The following is a 17,683-nucleotide window of genomic DNA, read 5'->3' as shown; positions in this document are numbered from 1 at the left end:
AGTTCGGCCATGCGCCGCCACACTAGCGCCTATGAAAAACGTCAGCCCCACGTACCTCAAGCATCACTTCCTGATTGCCATGCCGCACATGGCCGATCCGAACTTTGCCCATACCTTGACCTACATCGTCGAGCACACGGCCAATGGGGCCATGGGATTGGTGGTAAACCGCCCGCAGGAGCTGAACCTGGCGGATATCCTTGAGCAACTGCGTCCCGAGGTCGAGCCGCCACTCCTGTGTCAGCACGTACCGATTTTCATCGGCGGCCCGGTGCAGACCGATCGCGGCTTCGTGCTCCATCCGTCGGGTCCCAAATTCCAGGCCACCGTTGATCTGAACGGCGTGTCGCTGTCCACTTCCCAGGACGTGCTGTTTGCCATCGCCGACGGCGTCGGCCCGGAAAAAAGCCTGATCGCCCTGGGCTATGCCGGTTGGGAACCCGGGCAGCTGGAAGCCGAGCTGGCCGACAACGCCTGGCTGACGTGCCCGTTCGATGCCGACATCCTGTTCAACACCAGCAGCGAGTTGCGCCTGGAAGCGGCGGCCAGCCGATTGGGCGTGAACCTGGGCCTGCTTACCAGCCAGGCGGGCCACGCCTGATGGCCCTGCGCCTGCTGCTGGGCTTTGATTACGGCACCAAACAGATCGGCGTCGCGGTCGGCCAGGTCATTACCGGCCAGGCCCGCGAGCTGTGCACATTAAAAGCGCAGAACGGCGTTCCGGACTGGAACCAGGTCGAAGCGCTGATCAAGGAATGGAAACCCGACGCCGTGGTGGTCGGCCTGCCATTGAACATGGACGGCACGCCCAGCGACATGTGCCTGCGCGCGGAAAAATTCGCTCGCCGGCTCAATGGCCGCTTCAATCTGCCCTTCTATACCCATGACGAACGCCTGACCACCTTCGAGGCCAAGGGCGAGCGCCTGATGCGCGGCGGGCAGAAAGGCAGTTACCGCGACAACCCGGTGGACGCCATCGCCGCCGCCCTGCTGCTGCAAGGCTGGCTTGATGCCAACGCCGCCCTGTTCGAAACCTGATTTTTGAAAGCGCCGCCAAGGCGCTTTCTTCTAGCGACAAGCCGAGTCATGAGCACCGACCCGCAAACCTGAAGGAGCCAGCATGAGCCTGCCCAATCCTGCCGAACTGATCAGCCAGATGGCGATCCGTCTCACGGCGCACCTGGAACAACGTGGCATCAGCGAACCGCGCTACATCGGCATTCGCACCGGCGGCGTCTGGGTTGCCCAGGCCTTGCTCGATGAACTGGGCAGCGACTCGCCGCTGGGCACCCTTGACGTGTCCTTCTACCGCGACGACTTCAGCCAGAACGGCCTGCACCCGCAAGTGCGCCCTTCGGCGCTGCCGTTCGAGATCGAAGGCCAGCACCTGGTGCTGATCGACGACGTGCTGATGAGCGGGCGGACCATCCGCGCTGCCATGAATGAGTTGTTCGACTACGGTCGCCCGGCCAGCGTTACGCTCGTCTGCCTGCTCGACCTGGACGCCGCCGAACTGCCGATCCGCCCTAACGTGGTCGGCGCGACGCTGGCGCTGGCGGCCCATGAACGGGTCAAGCTTTCCGGCCCGGCGCCGCTGCAACTCGAACTGCAAGACCTCGCCCTTTAACTGCCCTTGCCAGAGTCCATCGCGATGACGCCTCTCGAAACCAAGCGCCCGCTGCAGCTCAACGATCAGGGCCAGCTGCGGCACTTCCTGTCCCTCGACGGCCTGCGCCGCGAGCTGCTGACAGAAATCCTCGACACCGCCGACTCGTTCCTCGAAGTCGGCGCCCGGGCGGTGAAAAAAGTCCCGTTGCTGCGCGGCAAGACCGTGTGCAACGTGTTCTTCGAAAACTCCACCCGCACCCGCACCACCTTCGAACTGGCGGCCCAGCGGCTGTCGGCGGACGTGATCACCCTGAACGTGTCGACATCCTCGGCGAGCAAGGGCGAAACCCTGCTCGACACGCTGCGCAACCTCGAAGCCATGGCCGCCGACATGTTCGTCGTGCGCCACGGCGACTCCGGCGCGGCGCATTTCATTGCCGAGCACGTGTGCCCGCAGGTGGCGATCATCAACGGTGGCGACGGCCGTCACGCTCATCCGACCCAGGGCATGCTGGACATGCTGACCATCCGTCGGCACAAGGGCAGCTTCGAGAACCTGTCGGTGGCCATCGTCGGCGACATCCTGCACTCGCGGGTAGCCCGCTCGAACATGCTCGCGCTCAGGACCCTCGGCTGTCCGGACATCCGCGTGATCGCACCGAAAACCCTGCTGCCCATCGGCGTCGAGCAATACGGCGTGAAGGTCTACACCGACATGACCGAAGGCCTGAAGGATGTGGACGTGGTGATCATGCTGCGCCTGCAACGCGAGCGCATGACTGGCGGCCTGTTGCCCAGCGAAGGCGAGTTCTACCGCCTGTTCGGCCTGACCACCGCGCGCCTGGCCGGCGCCAAGCCGGACGCCATCGTCATGCACCCGGGGCCGATCAATCGCGGCGTGGAGATCGAGTCGGCGGTGGCCGACGGGCCGCACTCGGTGATCCTCAACCAGGTGACCTACGGCATCGCCATCCGCATGGCCGTGCTGTCCATGGCCATGAGCGGGCAAACGGCCCAGCGCCAATTCGACCAGGAGAACGCCCAGTGAAGCTCAGCATTCTCGGCGCACGCGTGATCGATCCGGCCAGCGGCCTGGATCAAGTGACTGACATCCATATCGATGCCTGCAAGATCGTCGCCCTCGGCGCCGCACCGACAGGCTTCGTGGCGGCCGAGGTCCTCGACGCCCAAGGCCTGGTGGCCGCGCCCGGCCTGGTGGACCTGAACGTTGCCCTGCGCGAGCCGGGCTACAGCCGCAAAGGCAGCATCGTCAGCGAAACCCGCGCCGCCGCCGCTGGTGGCGTGACCAGCCTGTGCTGCCCGCCGCAAACCAAGCCGGTGCTGGACACCTCGGCCGTGGCCGAACTGATCCTCGACCGCGCCCGCGAGGCCGGCAACACCAAGGTCTTCCCGATTGGCGCACTGAGCAAAGGCCTGGAAGGCGAACAACTGGCCGAACTCATCGCCCTGCGTGATGCCGGTTGCGTGGCGTTCGGCAACGGCCTCAACAGTTTCCGCAATACCCGGACCCTGTGCCGCGCCCTCGAATACGCGGCGACTTTCGGCCTGACGGTGATCTTCAACTCCCAGGACCACGACCTGGCCGAAGGTGGCCTGGCCCATGAAGGCCCGACCGCCAGCTTCCTCGGCTTGCCAGGCATCCCGGAAACCGCCGAGACCGTGGCCCTGGCCCGGGACCTGCTGTTGGTCGAGCAGAGCGGTGTACGCGCGCACTTCAGCCAACTGACCAGTGCCCGTGGCGCCGCGCTGATCGCCCAGGCCCAGGCCCGAGGCTTGCCGGTGACCGCCGATGTGGCGCTGTATCAGCTGATACTGACTGATGAAGCGCTGATCGATTTCAACAGCGTCTATCACGTCCAGCCGCCGCTGCGCACCCGCGCCGACCGCGATGGCCTGCGCGAGGCGGTGAAGTCCGGGGTGATCTCGGCCATTTCCAGCCATCACCAACCCCACGAACGCGATGCCAAGCTGGCACCGTTCGGCGCCACCGAGCCGGGCATCAGCAGCGTTGAACTGCTGCTGCCGCTGGCCTTGACGCTGGTGGAAGACGGTTTGCTGGATCTGCCGACTCTGCTCGCACGCCTGAGCGCCGGCCCGGCCCAGGCGCTGCAGCTGCCAGCCGGGAAACTGGCGGTGGGCGCGCCGGCGGACCTGGTGCTGTTCGACCCGGCCGCCTCCACCGTGGCCGGCGAAGCCTGGCGTTCCAAGGGTGACAACTGCCCATTCCTCGGCCACAGCCTGCCGGGCGTGGTGCGCTACACCTTGATGGATGGGCGGATTACCCACCAGGCCTGACAACCCGCGCCGCCCTTTTCGCGAGCAGGCTCGCTCCCACAGGGATTCTCAGTGAACACATGACCTGTGGACACCTCGATCCAATGTGGGAGCGAGCCTGCTCGCGAATGCAGGCACCTCGATCTGACTGTCTTACTGGAAAGCCCCACGCTTCTGCGCATTACGAATCGAGACCTGATCGTTCAGCGTCCAGAAGTCATACAGCACCCCAAGGAAAAACACCCCGCCAGTCAGCAGGTAGATAATCCCGCTGAGCCACTTCCCTTGGTACATGCGATGCACGCCAAGCACCCCGAGAAACGTCAGCAGAATCCACGCCACGCTGTATTCGATGGGTCCCGGGGTAAAGCGCAGGTCGGCTTCGCGGTCCATGGCCGGGATCAGGAACAGGTCGATCAACCAACCGATGCCCAGCAGCCCGAAGGTGAAGAACCAGATCGTGCCGGTGACCGGCTTGCCGTAATAGAAACGGTGGGCGCCGGTAAAACCGAGAATCCACAGCAGATACCCGATGACTTTGCTGTGGGTATCGCGGATTGCGCCCTGCTGATAGCTGTTCATGAATGGCCTCTTTTGCCTCGATAGAAAAATTTGTTCGGATCTTTTGTGACTTTTACATGTCTCGCCGACAAGCGGTCATGAGCGACTCGCGTCGGGGAAACGCCCGGATTACGGGGACCTTGTCGGACAATCGGGTCAAATTGTCGCAATTATGCGGCGTTCACGCTGGGTTCCGGATCGACAAACGGCCTCGGAAAGGGAAAAAAAGCTGTTATAAAGTTGCGCGCTAACCTTTATGAGCCCTGCCTAATGCGTCCATTTTTCAAGACATGGCTGACCATTTGCCTATTATTGCCACTGGCCGCCCACGCCACCAACCGTGAGCAACGTCTTCCGAACATCAACGGCTATACGCCCAAATCCCACGTTTCTGCTCCAACGAGCAAAAACAGGCAAAGCGTCCAGCGTGTGAGTAACGCTCACAGCCGGCTGGTGCCACCCATGGCGACCAAGACCACCAGCAATGTGCTGAGCCGCGCCGTGAATGTACTGGGCACACCTTACCGTTGGGGCGGCAGCAGCCCAAGTAAAGGTTTCGATTGCAGTGGTTTGGTGAAGTACGCCTTCAACGACGCCACGTTCGACCTGCCGCGTACCTCCAATGCGATGGCTGCCGGCCATGGCGAGAAAGTCGAGCGCAAGGACCTCAAGCCCGGCGACCTGATTTTCTTCAAGCTCAAGAGCCGTCGGGTCAACCACGTGGCCATCTACCTGGGCAACGACCGCTTCATCCACGCCCCGCGCCGAGGCAAGTCGGTGACCATCGACACCCTGAACAAGCCGTACTGGGACACCCATTACGTGGTTGCCAAGCGCGTACTGCCGAAAGAGCCGGGGGCGATGCGGGTCGTTCAGCGTTGATCCAGCATTTTTGCTCTAGCTGAGGCCCCCATCGCGAGCAAGCTCGCTCCCACAATTGGTTTGCGGCGAACACAATTTCTGTGGTCACTGAAGATCAAGTGTGGGAGCGAGCTTGCTCGCGATGAGGCCTGCAAAAGCACCACTTCTCTAAAAATTATCCGGCGTACGCGCCCGCTCGCGCGCGTGCTCGCGGCTGATCAGGCCCTTGCTCACCAGATCCTTCAGGCACATGTCCAACGTCTGCATCCCCAGCGAGCCGCCGGTCTGGATCGATGAATACATCTGCGCGATCTTGTCTTCGCGGATCAGGTTGCGGATCGCCGAAGTGCCCAGCATGATCTCGTGCGCCGCGATGCGGCCGCCGCCAATCTTCTTGACCAGTGTCTGGGAAATCACCGCCTGAAGCGACTCCGACAGCATCGAGCGGACCATCGACTTCTCGTCACCAGGAAACACATCCACTACCCGGTCAATGGTCTTGGCCGCCGACGTGGTATGCAGCGTGCCGAACACCAGGTGCCCGGTTTCGGCGGCGGTCAGCGCCAGGCGAATCGTCTCCAGGTCGCGCATCTCCCCCACCAGGATCACGTCCGGGTCCTCCCGCAGGGCCGAACGCAGCGCCGTGGAGAAACCCTGGGTATCGCGATGCACCTCACGCTGGTTGATCAGACACTTGCGCGGTTCATGCACGAATTCGATGGGGTCTTCGATGGTGAGGATGTGATGGTGCTTGTGGCTGTTCAGATAGTCGATCATGGCCGCCAGGGTGGTGGACTTGCCCGAGCCGGTCGGCCCGGTTACCAGCACCAGCCCGCGAGGAACCTCGGTGATCTTGCGAAACACCTCGCCCATCCCCAGGTCTTCCATGGTCAGGACTTTTGAGGGAATAGTCCGGAACACTGCCCCCGCGCCCCGATTCTGGTTGAAGGCATTGACCCGAAATCGCGCCACGCCGGGTACATCGAAGGAAAAATCGGTTTCCAGAAACTTCTCGTAATCCACTCGTTGGCGGTCGTTCATGATGTCGTAGATCAGTTCATGAACCTGCTTGTGGTCCAGCGCCGGCAGGTTGATCCGCCTTACATCGCCGTCCACGCGGATCATCGGCGGCAGCCCGGCGGACAGGTGCAGGTCCGACGCCCCCTGTTTGGCGCTGAACGCCAGCAATTCAGTGATATCCATAGCGCTCCTCAATTCCAGTAGAATGCCGCGAACCTCAGACCGCTGGCCTCTCTTTATGACCACCATAGCAGACAACATTGCTCAGGTTAGATCGCGCATCCATGCCGCGGAGCAGGCCGCCCAGCGCCCGGGACACAGCGTCCAGCTGCTGGCGGTGAGCAAGACCAAGCCGGCCCAGGCCCTGCGCGAAGCCCACGCCGCAGGCCTGCGGGACTTCGGCGAGAACTACCTGCAGGAAGCGCTGGGCAAGCAGGCCGAACTGACCGACCTGCCCTTGATCTGGCACTTCATCGGCCCCATTCAATCGAACAAGACGCGCGCTATCGCCGAACATTTCGACTGGGTGCACTCCGTGGATCGCCTGAAAATTGCCCAACGCCTGTCCGAGCAGCGCCCGGCCGACCTGCCGCCGCTGAACATCTGCATCCAGGTCAACGTCAGCGGTGAAGCCAGCAAGTCCGGCTGCACGCCAGCGGACCTGCCCGCCCTCGCCAATGCCATCAGCACGCTGCCTCATCTCAAGTTGCGTGGGTTGATGGCGATTCCCGAACCGACCGACGATCGCGCCGAACAGGACGCGGCCTTCGCAACCGTTCAACAGCTGCAAGCCAGCCTGGACCTGCCGCTGGATACGTTGTCGATGGGCATGAGCCATGACCTTGAATCCGCCATTGCCCAAGGCGCCACCTGGGTGCGCATCGGCACGGCGCTGTTTGGGGCGCGTGACTACGGCCAAGCGCCCAGCTGACTCACTTATCTCTTTATAAGGACCTGTCATGAGTAACACGCGTATTGCCTTCATCGGCGCCGGCAACATGGCCGCCAGCCTGATCGGCGGCCTGCGGGCCAAGGGCCTGGACGCATCCATGATCCGCGCCAGCGATCCGGGTGAAGAGACCCGCAAGCGGGTGAGCGCCGAGCACGGCGTCGAAACCTTCGCCGACAACGCCCAGGCCATCGAGGGTGTGGACGTCATCGTGCTGGCCGTCAAGCCGCAAGCGATGAAGTCCGTGTGCGAGGCACTTCGGCCGCACCTCAAGCCTCATCAATTGGTGGTGTCGATCGCCGCCGGCATTACCTGCGCCAGCATGAATAACTGGCTCGGCGCCCAGCCGATCGTGCGCTGCATGCCCAACACCCCGGCACTGCTGCGCCAGGGCGTCAGCGGCCTGTTCGCCACCGCACAGGTGAGCGCCGAGCAACGCCAGCAGGCTGAACAGCTGCTGTCAGCCGTGGGCCTGGCGCTGTGGCTGGACACCGAGCAGCAACTGGACGCGGTCACCGCTGTCTCCGGCTCGGGCCCGGCGTATTTTTTCCTGCTGATCGAAGCCATGACCGCCGCTGGAGAAAAACTCGGTCTGAGCCGTGAGATCGCTGCCCAACTGACCTTGCAGACTGCTCTCGGCGCCGCTCACATGGCGGTGTCCAGCGATGTCGATGCAGCGGAATTGCGTCGCCGCGTGACCTCGCCGGCCGGCACCACCGAAGCGGCCATCAAATCTTTCCAGGCCGGGGGCTTCGAAGCCCTGGTGGAAAAAGCACTCGGCGCCGCCGCGCACCGCTCGGCCGAAATGGCCGAACAACTGGGCCAATAAGGAGCCATTCATGATTGGATTGAACACTGCAGCGGTCTACGTCCTGCAAACCCTCGGCAGCCTGTACCTGCTGATCGTGCTGATGCGCTTCGTGCTGCAACTGGTGCGCGCCAACTTCTACAACCCGCTGTGCCAGTTCGTCGTCAAGGCGACCCAACCGCTGCTCAAGCCCCTGCGCCGGATCATCCCGAGCCTGTTCGGCCTGGACATGTCGTCGCTGGTGCTGGCGATCCTCGTGCAACTGGCGCTGATGGCCCTGACTCTGCTGCTGACCTACGGCACCACCGGCAACCCGCTGCAACTGCTGATCTGGTCGCTTATTGGCGTCGCCGCGCTGTTTTTGAACATCTTCTTCTTTGCCATGATCATCAGTGTGATCCTGTCCTGGGTCGCGCCGGGCAGCCACAACCCGGGCGCCGAGCTGGTGAACCAGATCTGCGAGCCGGCCCTGGCGCCGTTCCGCCGCATCGTGCCGAACCTCGGCGGCCTGGATATCTCGCCGATACTGGCATTCATGGTGATCAAGCTGATCGACATGCTGGTAATCAACAACCTGGCGGCAATGACCATGATGCCGGAGATCTTGCGGGTGTTGATCTGACTGGCACCGTATCCGTGGCGAGGGAGCTTGCTCCCGCTGGGCTGCGTGAAGCAGCCCCAAACCAGGCGCCACCGTCTGCCAGACAGTCCCGGGCAGCAGGTTTCAGGGCCGCTTCGCGCTGGAGCGCCAGCCCGGCCCAGCGAGAGCAAGCGCCTTCGCCACGGGATTAATCGGCGGTAATCTACCCCACCCTTTGCTTGCCGCTAACCCCAGCGGTCTTTAGACTTACGCCTCATTTCAACGAGAGCAGGGTCGATGCCAGCTGCCTTTCCCCCCGATTCCGTTGGTCTGGTGACGCCGCAAATGGCGCATTTCAGCGAGCCCCTGGCCCTGGCCTGCGGTCGTTCGTTGCCAGCCTATGACCTGATCTACGAAACCTATGGCACCCTCAATGCCACGGCGAGCAATGCCGTGCTGATCTGCCACGCCCTGTCGGGGCACCACCACGCCGCCGGCTACCACAGCGTCGACGACCGCAAGCCAGGCTGGTGGGACAGTTGCATCGGCCCCGGCAAGCCCATCGACACGAACAAGTTCTTCGTGGTCAGCCTGAACAACCTCGGTGGTTGCAACGGCTCCACCGGTCCCAGCAGTCTCAACCCGGACACCGGTAAGCCGTTCGGCGCCGATTTCCCGGTGCTGACCGTGGAAGACTGGGTCCACAGCCAGGCACGCCTGGCCGACCGCCTCGGTATCGCACAATGGGCGGCGGTGATCGGCGGCAGCCTCGGCGGCATGCAGGCGCTGCAATGGACCATCACCTACCCGGATCGCGTACGCCACTGCCTGGCGATCGCCTCGGCGCCCAAGCTGTCGGCGCAGAACATCGCGTTCAACGAAGTGGCGCGCCAGGCGATCCTCACCGACCCCGAGTTCCACGGCGGTTCGTTCCAGGAGCATGGCGTGATTCCCAAGCGCGGGCTGATGCTGGCGCGGATGGTCGGTCACATCACCTACCTGTCCGACGACTCCATGGGCGAGAAATTCGGCCGTGGGCTCAAGAGCGAGAAGCTCAACTACGATTTCCACAGCGTCGAGTTCCAGGTGGAAAGCTACCTGCGCTATCAGGGCGAGGAGTTCTCCGGGCGCTTCGACGCCAACACCTACCTGCTGATGACCAAGGCGCTGGACTACTTCGATCCGGCGGCGAACTTCGACGATAACCTGGCGAAAACCTTCGCCAACGCCACCGCCAGGTTCTGCGTGATGTCGTTCACCACTGACTGGCGTTTCTCCCCGGCCCGCTCCCGGGAACTGGTGGATGCGCTGATGGCCGCGCGCAAGGACGTCTGCTACCTGGAAATCGACGCGCCCCAGGGCCACGACGCCTTTCTGATTCCGATCCCGCGCTACCTGCAGGCGTTCGGCAACTACATGAACCGTATTACGCTGTGAGGACGCCATGAGAGCCGATCTGGACATCATCCAGGAATGGATCCCCGCCGGCAGCCGCGTGCTCGACCTGGGCTGCGGCAACGGCGAACTGCTGACCTGGCTGCGCGACAACAAGCAAGTCACCGGCTACGGCCTGGAAAACGACCCGGACAACATCGCCGAGTGCGTGGCCAAGGGCATCAATGTCATCGAGCAGGACCTGGACAAGGGCCTGGGCAACTTCGCCAGCAACAGCTTCGACATCGTGGTCATGACCCAGGCCCTGCAAGCCGTGCATTATCCGGACAGGATTCTCGACGAAATGCTCCGTGTCGGCCGCCAGTGCATCATCACCTTCCCCAATTTCGGCCATTGGCGCTGCCGCTGGTACCTGGCGAGCAAGGGGCGGATGCCGGTCTCGGAATTCCTGCCCTACACCTGGTACAACACGCCGAACATCCATTTCTGCACCTTCGAGGACTTCGAAGAACTGTGTCGCGAGCGCAAGGCCAAGGTCATCGATCGCCTCGCGGTGGACCAGCAGCACCGCCACGGGTGGGCCAGCAAGCTATGGCCTAATCTGTTAGGTGAAATAGGCATCTATCGGGTCAGCAGCCCAGGGCTTGCCGACCACCAGGTCGCGGTGTGAGCACCGGCCTTTTCAGGAGCACGACATGAAACGTCTAGCGTTGTTCTTAATCACCACCTGCCTGAGCGTGGGCGCCATGGCCGCCGACGTCATCAAGGCCGAGCGCAAGGAAGTGTTCGGTGATGTGACCGTGCACTACAACACGTTCAATTCCACCTTCCTGACACCCGACATCGCCAAGGCCGCCGAGCTGATCCGCAGCAAGAACCAGGGCGTGATCAATGTCTCGGTGCTCAAGGGTGGCAAGCCACTGATCGCCCAGGTCAGCGGCACGGTGAAGGACCTGACCAGCAAGACAGTCACCCTCACCTTCCGCCAGGTCACTGAACCAGGCGCGATCTATTACATTGCCCAGTATCCGGTGGACCAGCAGGAAACCCGGACTTTCGAGATCAAGGTGCAGACCGGCGACAAGATCAACACCATCAACTTCAACCAGGAACTGTTCCCGGGCCAATGATGAACCTCACCCAACTCGTGCTGGCCAGCCACAACGCCGGCAAACTCAAGGAACTCCAGGCCATGCTCGGCGGATCGGTGCAACTGCGCTCGATCGGGGAATTCAGCCAGGTCGAGCCGGAAGAAACCGGCCTGTCGTTCGTCGAGAATGCCATCCTCAAGGCCCGTAATGCCGCGCGCATTTCCGGGCTGCCGGCGCTGGCCGATGACTCCGGTCTGGCGGTTGATTTCCTCGGCGGCGCGCCGGGCATCTACTCGGCCCGTTACGCCGACGGCAAAGGTGATGCGGCAAACAACGCCAAGCTGCTTGAAGCCCTCAAGGATGTGCCCGAGGCCGAACGCGGCGCGCAGTTCGTTTGTGTGCTGGCCCTTGTGCGTCATGCCGACGATCCGTTGCCGATCCTCTGCGAAGGCCTGTGGCACGGGCGCATTCTCACCGAGGCCAGCGGCGAGCACGGTTTCGGCTACGACCCGTTGTTCTGGGTGCCCGAGCGCAATTGCTCCAGCGCCGAGCTGGGCCCGGTGGAAAAGAACCAACTGAGCCACCGCGCCCGCGCCATGGCCCTGCTGCGTCAACGCCTGGGCCTGCAATGATCGACGACGCTCCCGCACCGCTGATTCATGGCGGTGTACAAACGCCCCGGGCCCCGCTACCGGAGCTGCCGCCCCTGGCGCTGTATATCCACATCCCGTGGTGCGTGCGCAAATGCCCGTATTGCGATTTCAACTCCCACACCGCCAGCCCGCAGTTGCCGGAAGAGGAGTATGTCGACGCTCTGCTGGCCGACCTCGACCAGGATCTGCACGCGGTTCATGGTCGCTCGTTGAGCTCGATTTTTTTTGGTGGCGGTACCCCGAGCTTGTTCAGCGCCCGGGCCCTGGGCCGATTGCTCAAGGGCGTCGAGGCGCGGATAGCGTTCGCCCACGACATTGAAATCACCCTGGAAGCCAACCCCGGCACGTTCGAGCAGGAAAAATTCATCGCCTACCGGGCGTTGGGCATCAATCGCCTGTCCATCGGTATCCAGAGTTTCCAACAGGCCAAGCTTGAGGCCCTGGGGCGGATCCATAACGGTGACGAGGCGGTGCGCGCCGCCGGTATGGCTCGCCAGGCCGGCTTCGACAACTTCAACCTGGACCTGATGCATGGCCTGCCCGACCAGTCTCTCGACGACGCTTTGAGCGACCTGCGCCAGGCCATCGCCTTGAAGCCAACCCACCTGTCCTGGTACCAACTGACGCTGGAGCCGAACACGGTGTTCTGGAACCAGCCGCCGACCTTGCCGGAAGACGATACGCTGTGGGACATCCAGGAAGCCGGGCAAGCGCTGCTTGCCGAGCATGGCTACGCCCAGTACGAAGTCTCGGCCTATGCCCAGCCCGGACGGGCGGCGCGACATAATCTCAACTATTGGAGCTTCGGCGACTTCATCGGTATCGGTGCCGGCGCCCACGGCAAGCTCAGCCATCCGGACGGGCGCATCGTACGCACCTGGAAGACCCGTTTGCCGAAGGATTATCTCAACCCGGCCAAGCGCTTCCTGGCCGGGGAAAAGAGCCTCGCCAACGAAGAGCTGCCTTTCGAGTTCCTGATGAACGCGCTGCGCCTCACCGAAGGCGTGCCGTCGCGGCTGTATCCGCAGCGCACCGGGCTGACCCTGGAAAGCCTGGCCGAAGGCCGGCGCGAAGCCGAACAAAGCGGGTTGTTACAGGTCGAACCGTCACGTCTGGCGGCGACCGAGCGCGGACAGCTGTTTCTCAACGACCTGCTGCAAAAATTTCTGAGCTGATCAAAACAAGGAAATCGAATGGATCTGGTACTCGACCTGCTCGCCACCGTGTCCCGCTGGAGCCGCAGCAACCTGTCGGAAATCTCCCTGGCACTGGTAGGCTGCCTGCTGGTGTTGTTTGGCGCTGACATCAAGGGCTGGGTCGAACAACGCCTGGGCAGCATCGCCGGCGCCTTGCGCGTCCCGCTGATCGCCCTGCTGTGCATGATTGGCAGCGGCGCCGCGCTGATCTACGCCACGCCGTGGATCGTCCGGGGCTTGAGCCAGTTCAACAACTACAGCCTCGCGCCGGTGTTGCTGGTGGTGCTGGTGCTGATTGGCGTCGTGGCGGATCGACGCTGAACCGACAGACACCACGAAACACATGTGGGAGCGAGCTTGCTCGCGATGAGGCCATAACATTCAACATTATGGTTGACTGTCAGGCCGCCATCGCGAGCAAGCTCGCTCCCACAGGATCCCATTTCAACAGGGATTTATCGTGTTTAAGCCACCTTCTCGAACTTCAAGTCCCACACCCCATGCCCAAGCCGTTCGCCACGGCGCTCGAACTTGGTGATCGGCCGTTCGGCCGGGCGCGGCACACACTTGCCGTCTTCAGCCAGGTTGCGATAACCCGGCGCGACGTTCATCACTTCCAGCATGTATTCGGCGTACGGCTCCCAGTCGGTGGCCATGTGCAGCACACCGCCGACCTTCAACTTGCTGCGCACCAGTTCAGCGAACGATGCCTGGACGATCCGGCGCTTGTGGTGGCGACTCTTGTGCCACGGGTCCGGGAAAAACAGCATCAGCCGGTCGAGACTGTTGTCGGCCACGCAGCGGTTGAGCACTTCGATGGCGTCGCAATCGTAGACCCGCAGGTTGGTCAGGCCTTGAGTCAGTACGCCGTTGAGCAACGCACCGACACCCGGACGGTGCACTTCCACGCCGATGAAATCCTGGTCCGGCGCGGCCGCGGCCATTTCCAGCAGCGAATGGCCCATGCCGAAGCCGATTTCCAGCGAGCGTGGCGCCGAGCGGCCGAACACCTGGTCGAAGTCCACCGGCGCGTCGGCCAGCGGCAGGACATACAACGGCGCACCCTGCTCCAGGCCGCGTTGCTGGCCTTCAGTCATGCGCCCGGCGCGCATCACGAAACTCTTGATGCGGCGGTGCTGGCGCTCTTCGCCTTCTTCCGGGAGGACCGGCGTGTCGTTCGATTCAGTCATCAATGGCTCTTACTTGATCAGACCATCCAGCGGCGAGGATGCGCTGGCATAGAGTTTTTTCGGCATGCGCCCGGCCAGGTAGGCCAGGCGACCGGCAACGATGGCGTGTTTCATGGCTTCGGCCATCAGGACTGGCTGCTGGGCGTGGGCGATGGCGGAGTTCATCAGCACCGCTTCACAACCCAGTTCCATGGCGATGGTGGCATCGGAGGCGGTGCCGACACCGGCATCCACCAGCACCGGGATCTTCGCTTCTTCAAGGATGATCTGCAGGTTGTACGGGTTGCAGATCCCCAGGCCCGTGCCGATCAGCCCGGCCAGCGGCATGACCGCGATGCAGCCGATTTCCGCCAGCTGACGAGCGATGATCGGGTCATCGCTGGTGTAGACCATCACGTCGAAACCTTCCTTGACCAGGGTTTCTGCGGCCTTGAGGGTTTCGATCACGTTGGGGAACAGGGTTTTCTGGTCCGCCAGCACTTCCAGCTTCACCAGGTTGTGACCGTCGAGCAGCTCACGGGCCAGGCGGCAGGTGCGCACAGCCTCGATGGCGTCGAAGCAACCGGCGGTGTTCGGCAGGATGGTGTAGCGATCCGGCGGCAGGATATCCAGCAGGTTCGGTTCGCCCGGATTCTGGCCAATGTTGGTCCGACGCACGGCGACGGTTACAATCTCGGCACCCGAAGCTTCAATGGCCTGGCGGGTCTCTTCCATGTCGCGGTACTTGCCGGTGCCTACCAGCAGACGCGACTGGTAAGTACGACCGGCCAGGACGAAGGGCTTGTCGCTACGAACGATGCTCATGGGAAATCCTCTGTTGGGGTGAGGTTCTTGCGAATGCTGCGAAATCGCGGCGACTAACCGCCGCCGATGGCGTGGACCACTTCGACGTTGTCGCCATCATTCAACGTGGTGTCGGCGTGCTGGCTGCGCGGGACGATATCCAGGTTGAGCTCCACCGCGACGCGGCGTCCGGTGAGTTCCAGACGGGTCAGCAGGGCCGCGACGGTTTCGCCGTCGGGCAGTTCAAGGGGTTCGCCGTTCAACTGAATGCGCATGCCGGATGCCGCCATCATTTTTAGGGGCTGGCATTCTAGCCCGATCAGTCTGGACGACCCAAGCCCCTTGGTCAGCTACGAGCCGCAAGCTTCAAGCGGCAAGTTGTAGACGCCAAGCCGCAATGCCCAGGCAAAGCCAGCCTATCAGGAAGGCCATACCGCCCAAGGGCGTGATCATCCCCAGTTTGGTGACACCTGTAAGGGTCAACAGATACAGGCTGCCAGAGAACAACAGGATACCGATGACAAAGGAAATACCGGCCCAGGTGACGATACGCCCGGGAATCTGCGTGGCCAGCAATGCGACGCCGAACAGCGCCAGGGTGTGCACCAGTTGGTAGGTGACGCCGGTGTGGAAAATCGCCAGGTAATCAGCGCTCAGACGGCTTTTCAGACCATGGGCGGCGAATGCTCCCAGCGCTACGCCGGTGAAACCGAAAAAAGCCGCCAGCATCAGAAAGCTACGCAACATGGGAACTCCAGTCAGACTCGGGGGACAGGGTCTGTATAATGGCCCGCTCGACGGGTTCGGCCAAGCCATCTCTATGCTGCGTACATTGTTTCGACGATTCGTTAAAGCCCTGCTCTGGTTCGCCGTCGGCAGCGTTGCGCTGGTGCTGCTGTTTCGCGTGGTACCGCCACCGTTCACCGCGCTGATGATCGAGCGCAAGGTCGAATCCTGGTTCGGCGGCGAGCCGATCGACCTGCAGCGCGACTGGCAGCCCTGGGACCAGATCTCCAATAACCTCAAGATTGCGGTGATTGCCGGCGAGGATCAGAAGTTTCCCGAGCACTGGGGCTTTGACATCGGCGCGATCCAGGCGGCGTTTGCCCATAACGGGCGCGGCGGCTCGATTCGCGGCGCCAGTACCCTCAGCCAGCAAGTCTCCAAGAACCTGTTCCTGTGGTCGGGCCGCAGCTGGCTGCGCAAAGGGCTGGAGGCGTGGTTCACCGCGCTGATCGAAGTGTTCTGGCCCAAGCAACGGATTCTCGAGGTGTACCTCAACAGTGTCGAGTGGGACGACGGCGTGTTCGGGGCTGAAGCGGCCGCGCGACATCATTTCCGTGTAGGCGCCGGGGCCTTGTCCCGGCAACAGGCCAGCCTGCTGGCGGCGGTACTGCCCAACCCGCGGGTCTGGAGCGCCAGCCGGCCGAGCCCCTACATACTGCGACGCGCCAGCTGGATCCGGCAGCAGATGAGCCAGCTGGGCGGTGATGGTTATCTGCTGGAGCTTGACCGCGCGCGCCGCGCGCCGTGGGCTCAGTAGTCAAGAACATTCAAGGCCCCTGTGGGAGCGAGCTTGCTCGCGATGACGGTGGGTCAGGCGGCATCTCTGCTGAATGTTTAATCGCCATCGCGAGCAAGCTCGCTCCCACAGGGCCGGTGTTGACGCTTGTCACAAACAAAAACGCCCCGATCATCACTGGTCGGGGCGTTTTTCATGCCGGTACCACGGGTCAAGCCGCGATCGACACCTTGAGCTTGTTCATCGCACTTTTCTCAAGCTGGCGAATTCGCTCGGCCGACACGTTGTACTTCTGCGCCAGGTCGTGCAGCGTGGCCTTCTCTTCAGCCAGCCAGCGCTGGTAAAGAATGTCACGGCTGCGCGCGTCCAGCACTTCCAGCGCTTCGTGCAGGTTGGTGTTGGAGTTGTCGCTCCAATCGGCGTCTTCCAGTTGACGCGCCGGGTCGTACCGGTGGTCTTCCAGGTAGTTGGCCGGCGATTGGAAAGCGCTGTCGTCGTCGGCCTCGGCGGCCGGGTCGAAGGCCATGTCATGGCCGGTCAGGCGGCTTTCCATCTCGCGCACTTCTCGGGGCTCTACGCCCAGGCTTTCAGCCACGCGATTGACTTCTTCGTTGTTCAGCCAGGCCAGACGTTTCTTCTGGCTGCGCAGGTTGAAGAACAGCTTGCGCTGGGCCTTGGTGGTCGCGACTTTCACGATGCGCCAGTTGCGCAGGATGAACTCGTGGATTTCCGCCTTGATCCAGTGCACGGCGAACGACACCAGCCGCACGCCCATTTCAGGGTTGAACCGCTTGACCGCCTTCATCAGGCCGACGTTGCCTTCCTGGATCAGGTCGGCCTGGGCCAGCCCGTAGCCGGAATAGCTGCGGGCGATATGTACGACAAAACGCAGGTGGGCGAGCACCATCTGCCGAGCCGCCTCAAGATCCTGCTCATAATAGAGACTCTCGGCCAGTTCACGCTCCTGCTCGGGCGTCAGCAATGGAATGCTGTTCACCGTGTGCACATAGGCCTCAAGGTTCGCACCCGGGACTAGAGCATAAGCAGGTTGCAAAGAAGTGGTCATACGAAAAAACCTCCGACTCACATAACTCGTGCAGTTCAGCACTGCGAAAATTGACCGGGAACCGTAGGACAAGTTCCCACAAAAACTGAAAGGTCAATACGCGCA

23 protein-coding genes are annotated in these 17,683 nt (G+C 62.6%); 16 read left to right on the top strand and 7 right to left on the bottom strand.

Going from position 1 to position 17,683, the window contains the following annotated elements:
• The first annotated feature begins 31 nt into the window (after window positions 1-31).
• The 5 genes from J3P94_RS02490 (at window position 32) to J3P94_RS02470 (ending at window position 3,924) form a co-directional block, all read left to right on the top strand.
• The gene (locus J3P94_RS02490) at window positions 32-601 is read left to right on the top strand and encodes a YqgE/AlgH family protein (protein WP_305498183.1); all 570 of its coding nucleotides are present in this window, start codon (window positions 32-34) and stop codon (window positions 599-601) included.
• Window positions 601-1,038 carry a Holliday junction resolvase RuvX gene (gene ruvX, locus J3P94_RS02485; RefSeq protein WP_305498182.1) on the top strand — a complete coding sequence of 146 codons (438 nt, stop codon included), beginning with the start codon at window positions 601-603 and terminating at the stop codon, window positions 1,036-1,038. The genes J3P94_RS02490 and ruvX overlap by 1 nt, the downstream gene beginning before the upstream one ends.
• An 82-nt stretch (window positions 1,039-1,120) precedes the next feature.
• Window positions 1,121-1,627 carry a bifunctional pyr operon transcriptional regulator/uracil phosphoribosyltransferase PyrR gene (gene pyrR, locus J3P94_RS02480; protein WP_305498180.1) on the top strand — a complete coding sequence of 169 codons (507 nt, stop codon included), beginning with the start codon at window positions 1,121-1,123 and terminating at the stop codon, window positions 1,625-1,627.
• Between the two features lie 24 nt (window positions 1,628-1,651).
• The gene (locus J3P94_RS02475; protein WP_434571194.1) at window positions 1,652-2,656 is read left to right on the top strand and encodes an aspartate carbamoyltransferase catalytic subunit; all 1,005 of its coding nucleotides are present in this window, start codon (window positions 1,652-1,654) and stop codon (window positions 2,654-2,656) included.
• Window positions 2,653-3,924 carry a dihydroorotase gene (locus tag J3P94_RS02470; protein ID WP_434571192.1) on the top strand — a complete coding sequence of 424 codons (1,272 nt, stop codon included), beginning with the start codon at window positions 2,653-2,655 and terminating at the stop codon, window positions 3,922-3,924. The genes J3P94_RS02475 and J3P94_RS02470 overlap by 4 nt, the downstream gene beginning before the upstream one ends.
• A gap of 132 nt (window positions 3,925-4,056) precedes the next feature.
• On the opposite strand, the gene J3P94_RS02465 is transcribed toward J3P94_RS02470, so the two are convergent.
• Window positions 4,057-4,485: an NINE protein gene (locus J3P94_RS02465; protein WP_434571190.1), complete on the bottom strand. Its 429-nt coding sequence runs from the start codon at window positions 4,483-4,485 to the stop codon at window positions 4,057-4,059.
• 249 nt (window positions 4,486-4,734) lie between these two features.
• Here J3P94_RS02465 and J3P94_RS02460 point away from each other — a divergent pair, with 249 nt between their 5' ends.
• On the top strand, window positions 4,735-5,346 hold the full coding sequence (locus tag J3P94_RS02460) for a C40 family peptidase (protein WP_434571189.1): 612 nt from the start codon (window positions 4,735-4,737) through the stop codon (window positions 5,344-5,346).
• 147 nt (window positions 5,347-5,493) lie between these two features.
• Here J3P94_RS02460 and J3P94_RS02455 read toward each other — a convergent pair whose 3' ends face one another.
• A complete protein-coding gene (locus J3P94_RS02455) occupies window positions 5,494-6,528 on the bottom strand; it encodes a type IV pilus twitching motility protein PilT (RefSeq protein ID WP_434571187.1) in 1,035 nt (344 codons plus the stop codon).
• Between the two features lie 55 nt (window positions 6,529-6,583).
• Here J3P94_RS02455 and J3P94_RS02450 point away from each other — a divergent pair, with 55 nt between their 5' ends.
• The 9 genes from J3P94_RS02450 to J3P94_RS02410 all read left to right on the top strand — a co-directional run bounded on the left by J3P94_RS02450 (window position 6,584) and on the right by J3P94_RS02410 (window position 13,338).
• Window positions 6,584-7,276 carry a YggS family pyridoxal phosphate-dependent enzyme gene (locus J3P94_RS02450; protein WP_434571185.1) on the top strand — a complete coding sequence of 231 codons (693 nt, stop codon included), beginning with the start codon at window positions 6,584-6,586 and terminating at the stop codon, window positions 7,274-7,276.
• Window positions 7,277-7,304: 28 nt separating this feature from the next.
• Window positions 7,305-8,123: a pyrroline-5-carboxylate reductase gene (gene proC / locus J3P94_RS02445; RefSeq protein ID WP_434571183.1), complete on the top strand. Its 819-nt coding sequence runs from the start codon at window positions 7,305-7,307 to the stop codon at window positions 8,121-8,123.
• A 10-nt stretch (window positions 8,124-8,133) separates the two neighbouring features.
• Window positions 8,134-8,724 carry a YggT family protein gene (locus J3P94_RS02440; RefSeq protein ID WP_434571181.1) on the top strand — a complete coding sequence of 197 codons (591 nt, stop codon included), beginning with the start codon at window positions 8,134-8,136 and terminating at the stop codon, window positions 8,722-8,724.
• Between the two features lie 255 nt (window positions 8,725-8,979).
• Window positions 8,980-10,119, top strand: coding sequence for a homoserine O-succinyltransferase MetX (metX, locus tag J3P94_RS02435; RefSeq protein WP_434571180.1), 1,140 nt, complete (start codon window positions 8,980-8,982; stop codon window positions 10,117-10,119).
• Between the two features lie 7 nt (window positions 10,120-10,126).
• On the top strand, window positions 10,127-10,747 hold the full coding sequence (metW, locus tag J3P94_RS02430; RefSeq protein ID WP_434571178.1) for a methionine biosynthesis protein MetW: 621 nt from the start codon (window positions 10,127-10,129) through the stop codon (window positions 10,745-10,747).
• A gap of 25 nt (window positions 10,748-10,772) precedes the next feature.
• Window positions 10,773-11,207 (top strand): DUF4426 domain-containing protein, encoded by a 435-nt coding sequence (locus tag J3P94_RS02425; protein ID WP_305498164.1) that lies wholly within the window; start codon window positions 10,773-10,775, stop codon window positions 11,205-11,207.
• Window positions 11,204-11,800 (top strand): RdgB/HAM1 family non-canonical purine NTP pyrophosphatase, encoded by a 597-nt coding sequence (gene rdgB, locus J3P94_RS02420; protein ID WP_186612071.1) that lies wholly within the window; start codon window positions 11,204-11,206, stop codon window positions 11,798-11,800. The genes J3P94_RS02425 and rdgB overlap by 4 nt, the downstream gene beginning before the upstream one ends.
• Window positions 11,797-12,996, top strand: a complete 1,200-nt coding sequence (gene hemW / locus J3P94_RS02415) for a radical SAM family heme chaperone HemW (protein WP_434571175.1) — start codon at window positions 11,797-11,799, stop codon at window positions 12,994-12,996. Before rdgB ends, hemW begins: the two co-directional genes overlap by 4 nt.
• Before the next feature lie 18 nt (window positions 12,997-13,014).
• A complete protein-coding gene (locus tag J3P94_RS02410; protein ID WP_014340681.1) occupies window positions 13,015-13,338 on the top strand; it encodes a DUF3392 domain-containing protein in 324 nt (107 codons plus the stop codon).
• Between the two features lie 143 nt (window positions 13,339-13,481).
• Here the strand turns inward: J3P94_RS02410 and trmB are convergent, their stop codons facing one another.
• From trmB to J3P94_RS02390, 4 genes are all read right to left on the bottom strand, one after another.
• Window positions 13,482-14,207, bottom strand: a complete 726-nt coding sequence (gene trmB / locus J3P94_RS02405; RefSeq protein WP_434571173.1) for a tRNA (guanosine(46)-N7)-methyltransferase TrmB — start codon at window positions 14,205-14,207, stop codon at window positions 13,482-13,484.
• Between the two features lie 9 nt (window positions 14,208-14,216).
• Entirely contained in the window at window positions 14,217-15,011 is a 795-nt protein-coding gene (locus tag J3P94_RS02400; protein ID WP_305498159.1) for a thiazole synthase, read from the bottom strand.
• A gap of 53 nt (window positions 15,012-15,064) precedes the next feature.
• Entirely contained in the window at window positions 15,065-15,265 is a 201-nt protein-coding gene (gene thiS / locus J3P94_RS02395) for a sulfur carrier protein ThiS (protein WP_434571171.1), read from the bottom strand.
• A gap of 91 nt (window positions 15,266-15,356) precedes the next feature.
• Window positions 15,357-15,737, bottom strand: coding sequence for a DUF423 domain-containing protein (locus J3P94_RS02390; RefSeq protein WP_434571169.1), 381 nt, complete (start codon window positions 15,735-15,737; stop codon window positions 15,357-15,359).
• A 73-nt stretch (window positions 15,738-15,810) separates the two neighbouring features.
• Between J3P94_RS02390 and mtgA the strand changes: the two genes are divergently transcribed.
• Window positions 15,811-16,533 carry a monofunctional biosynthetic peptidoglycan transglycosylase gene (gene mtgA / locus J3P94_RS02385; RefSeq protein ID WP_305498154.1) on the top strand — a complete coding sequence of 241 codons (723 nt, stop codon included), beginning with the start codon at window positions 15,811-15,813 and terminating at the stop codon, window positions 16,531-16,533.
• A gap of 190 nt (window positions 16,534-16,723) precedes the next feature.
• Here the strand turns inward: mtgA and rpoH are convergent, their stop codons facing one another.
• Window positions 16,724-17,578, bottom strand: coding sequence for an RNA polymerase sigma factor RpoH (gene rpoH / locus J3P94_RS02380; protein ID WP_305498153.1), 855 nt, complete (start codon window positions 17,576-17,578; stop codon window positions 16,724-16,726).
• Between the last annotated feature and the right edge of the window lie 105 nt (window positions 17,579-17,683).

This window comes from Pseudomonas sp. Z3-8, assembly GCF_051131975.1.
Taxonomy (GTDB): domain Bacteria; phylum Pseudomonadota; class Gammaproteobacteria; order Pseudomonadales; family Pseudomonadaceae; genus Aquipseudomonas.
This window is presented reverse-complemented; position numbering and strand designations above follow the sequence as displayed.

Bases quoted from the DNA above. Each gene is read 5' to 3' on its own strand.
- J3P94_RS02490 (WP_305498183.1), top strand. From the start codon at position 32: ATGAAAAACGTCAGCCCCACGTACCTCAAGCATCACTTCCTGATTGCC.
- ruvX (WP_305498182.1), top strand. From the start codon at position 601: ATGGCCCTGCGCCTGCTGCTGGGCTTTGATTACGGCACCAAACAGATC.
- pyrR (WP_305498180.1), top strand. From the start codon at position 1,121: ATGAGCCTGCCCAATCCTGCCGAACTGATCAGCCAGATGGCGATCCGT.
- J3P94_RS02475 (WP_434571194.1), top strand. From the start codon at position 1,652: ATGACGCCTCTCGAAACCAAGCGCCCGCTGCAGCTCAACGATCAGGGC.
- J3P94_RS02465 (WP_434571190.1), bottom strand. From the start codon at position 4,485: ATGAACAGCTATCAGCAGGGCGCAATCCGCGATACCCACAGCAAAGTC.
- J3P94_RS02460 (WP_434571189.1), top strand. From the start codon at position 4,735: ATGCGTCCATTTTTCAAGACATGGCTGACCATTTGCCTATTATTGCCA.
- J3P94_RS02455 (WP_434571187.1), bottom strand. From the start codon at position 6,528: ATGGATATCACTGAATTGCTGGCGTTCAGCGCCAAACAGGGGGCGTCG.
- J3P94_RS02450 (WP_434571185.1), top strand. From the start codon at position 6,584: ATGACCACCATAGCAGACAACATTGCTCAGGTTAGATCGCGCATCCAT.
- proC (WP_434571183.1), top strand. From the start codon at position 7,305: ATGAGTAACACGCGTATTGCCTTCATCGGCGCCGGCAACATGGCCGCC.
- J3P94_RS02440 (WP_434571181.1), top strand. From the start codon at position 8,134: ATGATTGGATTGAACACTGCAGCGGTCTACGTCCTGCAAACCCTCGGC.
- metX (WP_434571180.1), top strand. From the start codon at position 8,980: ATGCCAGCTGCCTTTCCCCCCGATTCCGTTGGTCTGGTGACGCCGCAA.
- metW (WP_434571178.1), top strand. From the start codon at position 10,127: ATGAGAGCCGATCTGGACATCATCCAGGAATGGATCCCCGCCGGCAGC.
- J3P94_RS02425 (WP_305498164.1), top strand. From the start codon at position 10,773: ATGAAACGTCTAGCGTTGTTCTTAATCACCACCTGCCTGAGCGTGGGC.
- rdgB (WP_186612071.1), top strand. From the start codon at position 11,204: ATGATGAACCTCACCCAACTCGTGCTGGCCAGCCACAACGCCGGCAAA.
- hemW (WP_434571175.1), top strand. From the start codon at position 11,797: ATGATCGACGACGCTCCCGCACCGCTGATTCATGGCGGTGTACAAACG.
- J3P94_RS02410 (WP_014340681.1), top strand. From the start codon at position 13,015: ATGGATCTGGTACTCGACCTGCTCGCCACCGTGTCCCGCTGGAGCCGC.
- trmB (WP_434571173.1), bottom strand. From the start codon at position 14,207: ATGACTGAATCGAACGACACGCCGGTCCTCCCGGAAGAAGGCGAAGAG.
- J3P94_RS02400 (WP_305498159.1), bottom strand. From the start codon at position 15,011: ATGAGCATCGTTCGTAGCGACAAGCCCTTCGTCCTGGCCGGTCGTACT.
- thiS (WP_434571171.1), bottom strand. From the start codon at position 15,265: ATGCGCATTCAGTTGAACGGCGAACCCCTTGAACTGCCCGACGGCGAA.
- J3P94_RS02390 (WP_434571169.1), bottom strand. From the start codon at position 15,737: ATGTTGCGTAGCTTTCTGATGCTGGCGGCTTTTTTCGGTTTCACCGGC.
- mtgA (WP_305498154.1), top strand. From the start codon at position 15,811: ATGCTGCGTACATTGTTTCGACGATTCGTTAAAGCCCTGCTCTGGTTC.
- rpoH (WP_305498153.1), bottom strand. From the start codon at position 17,578: ATGACCACTTCTTTGCAACCTGCTTATGCTCTAGTCCCGGGTGCGAAC.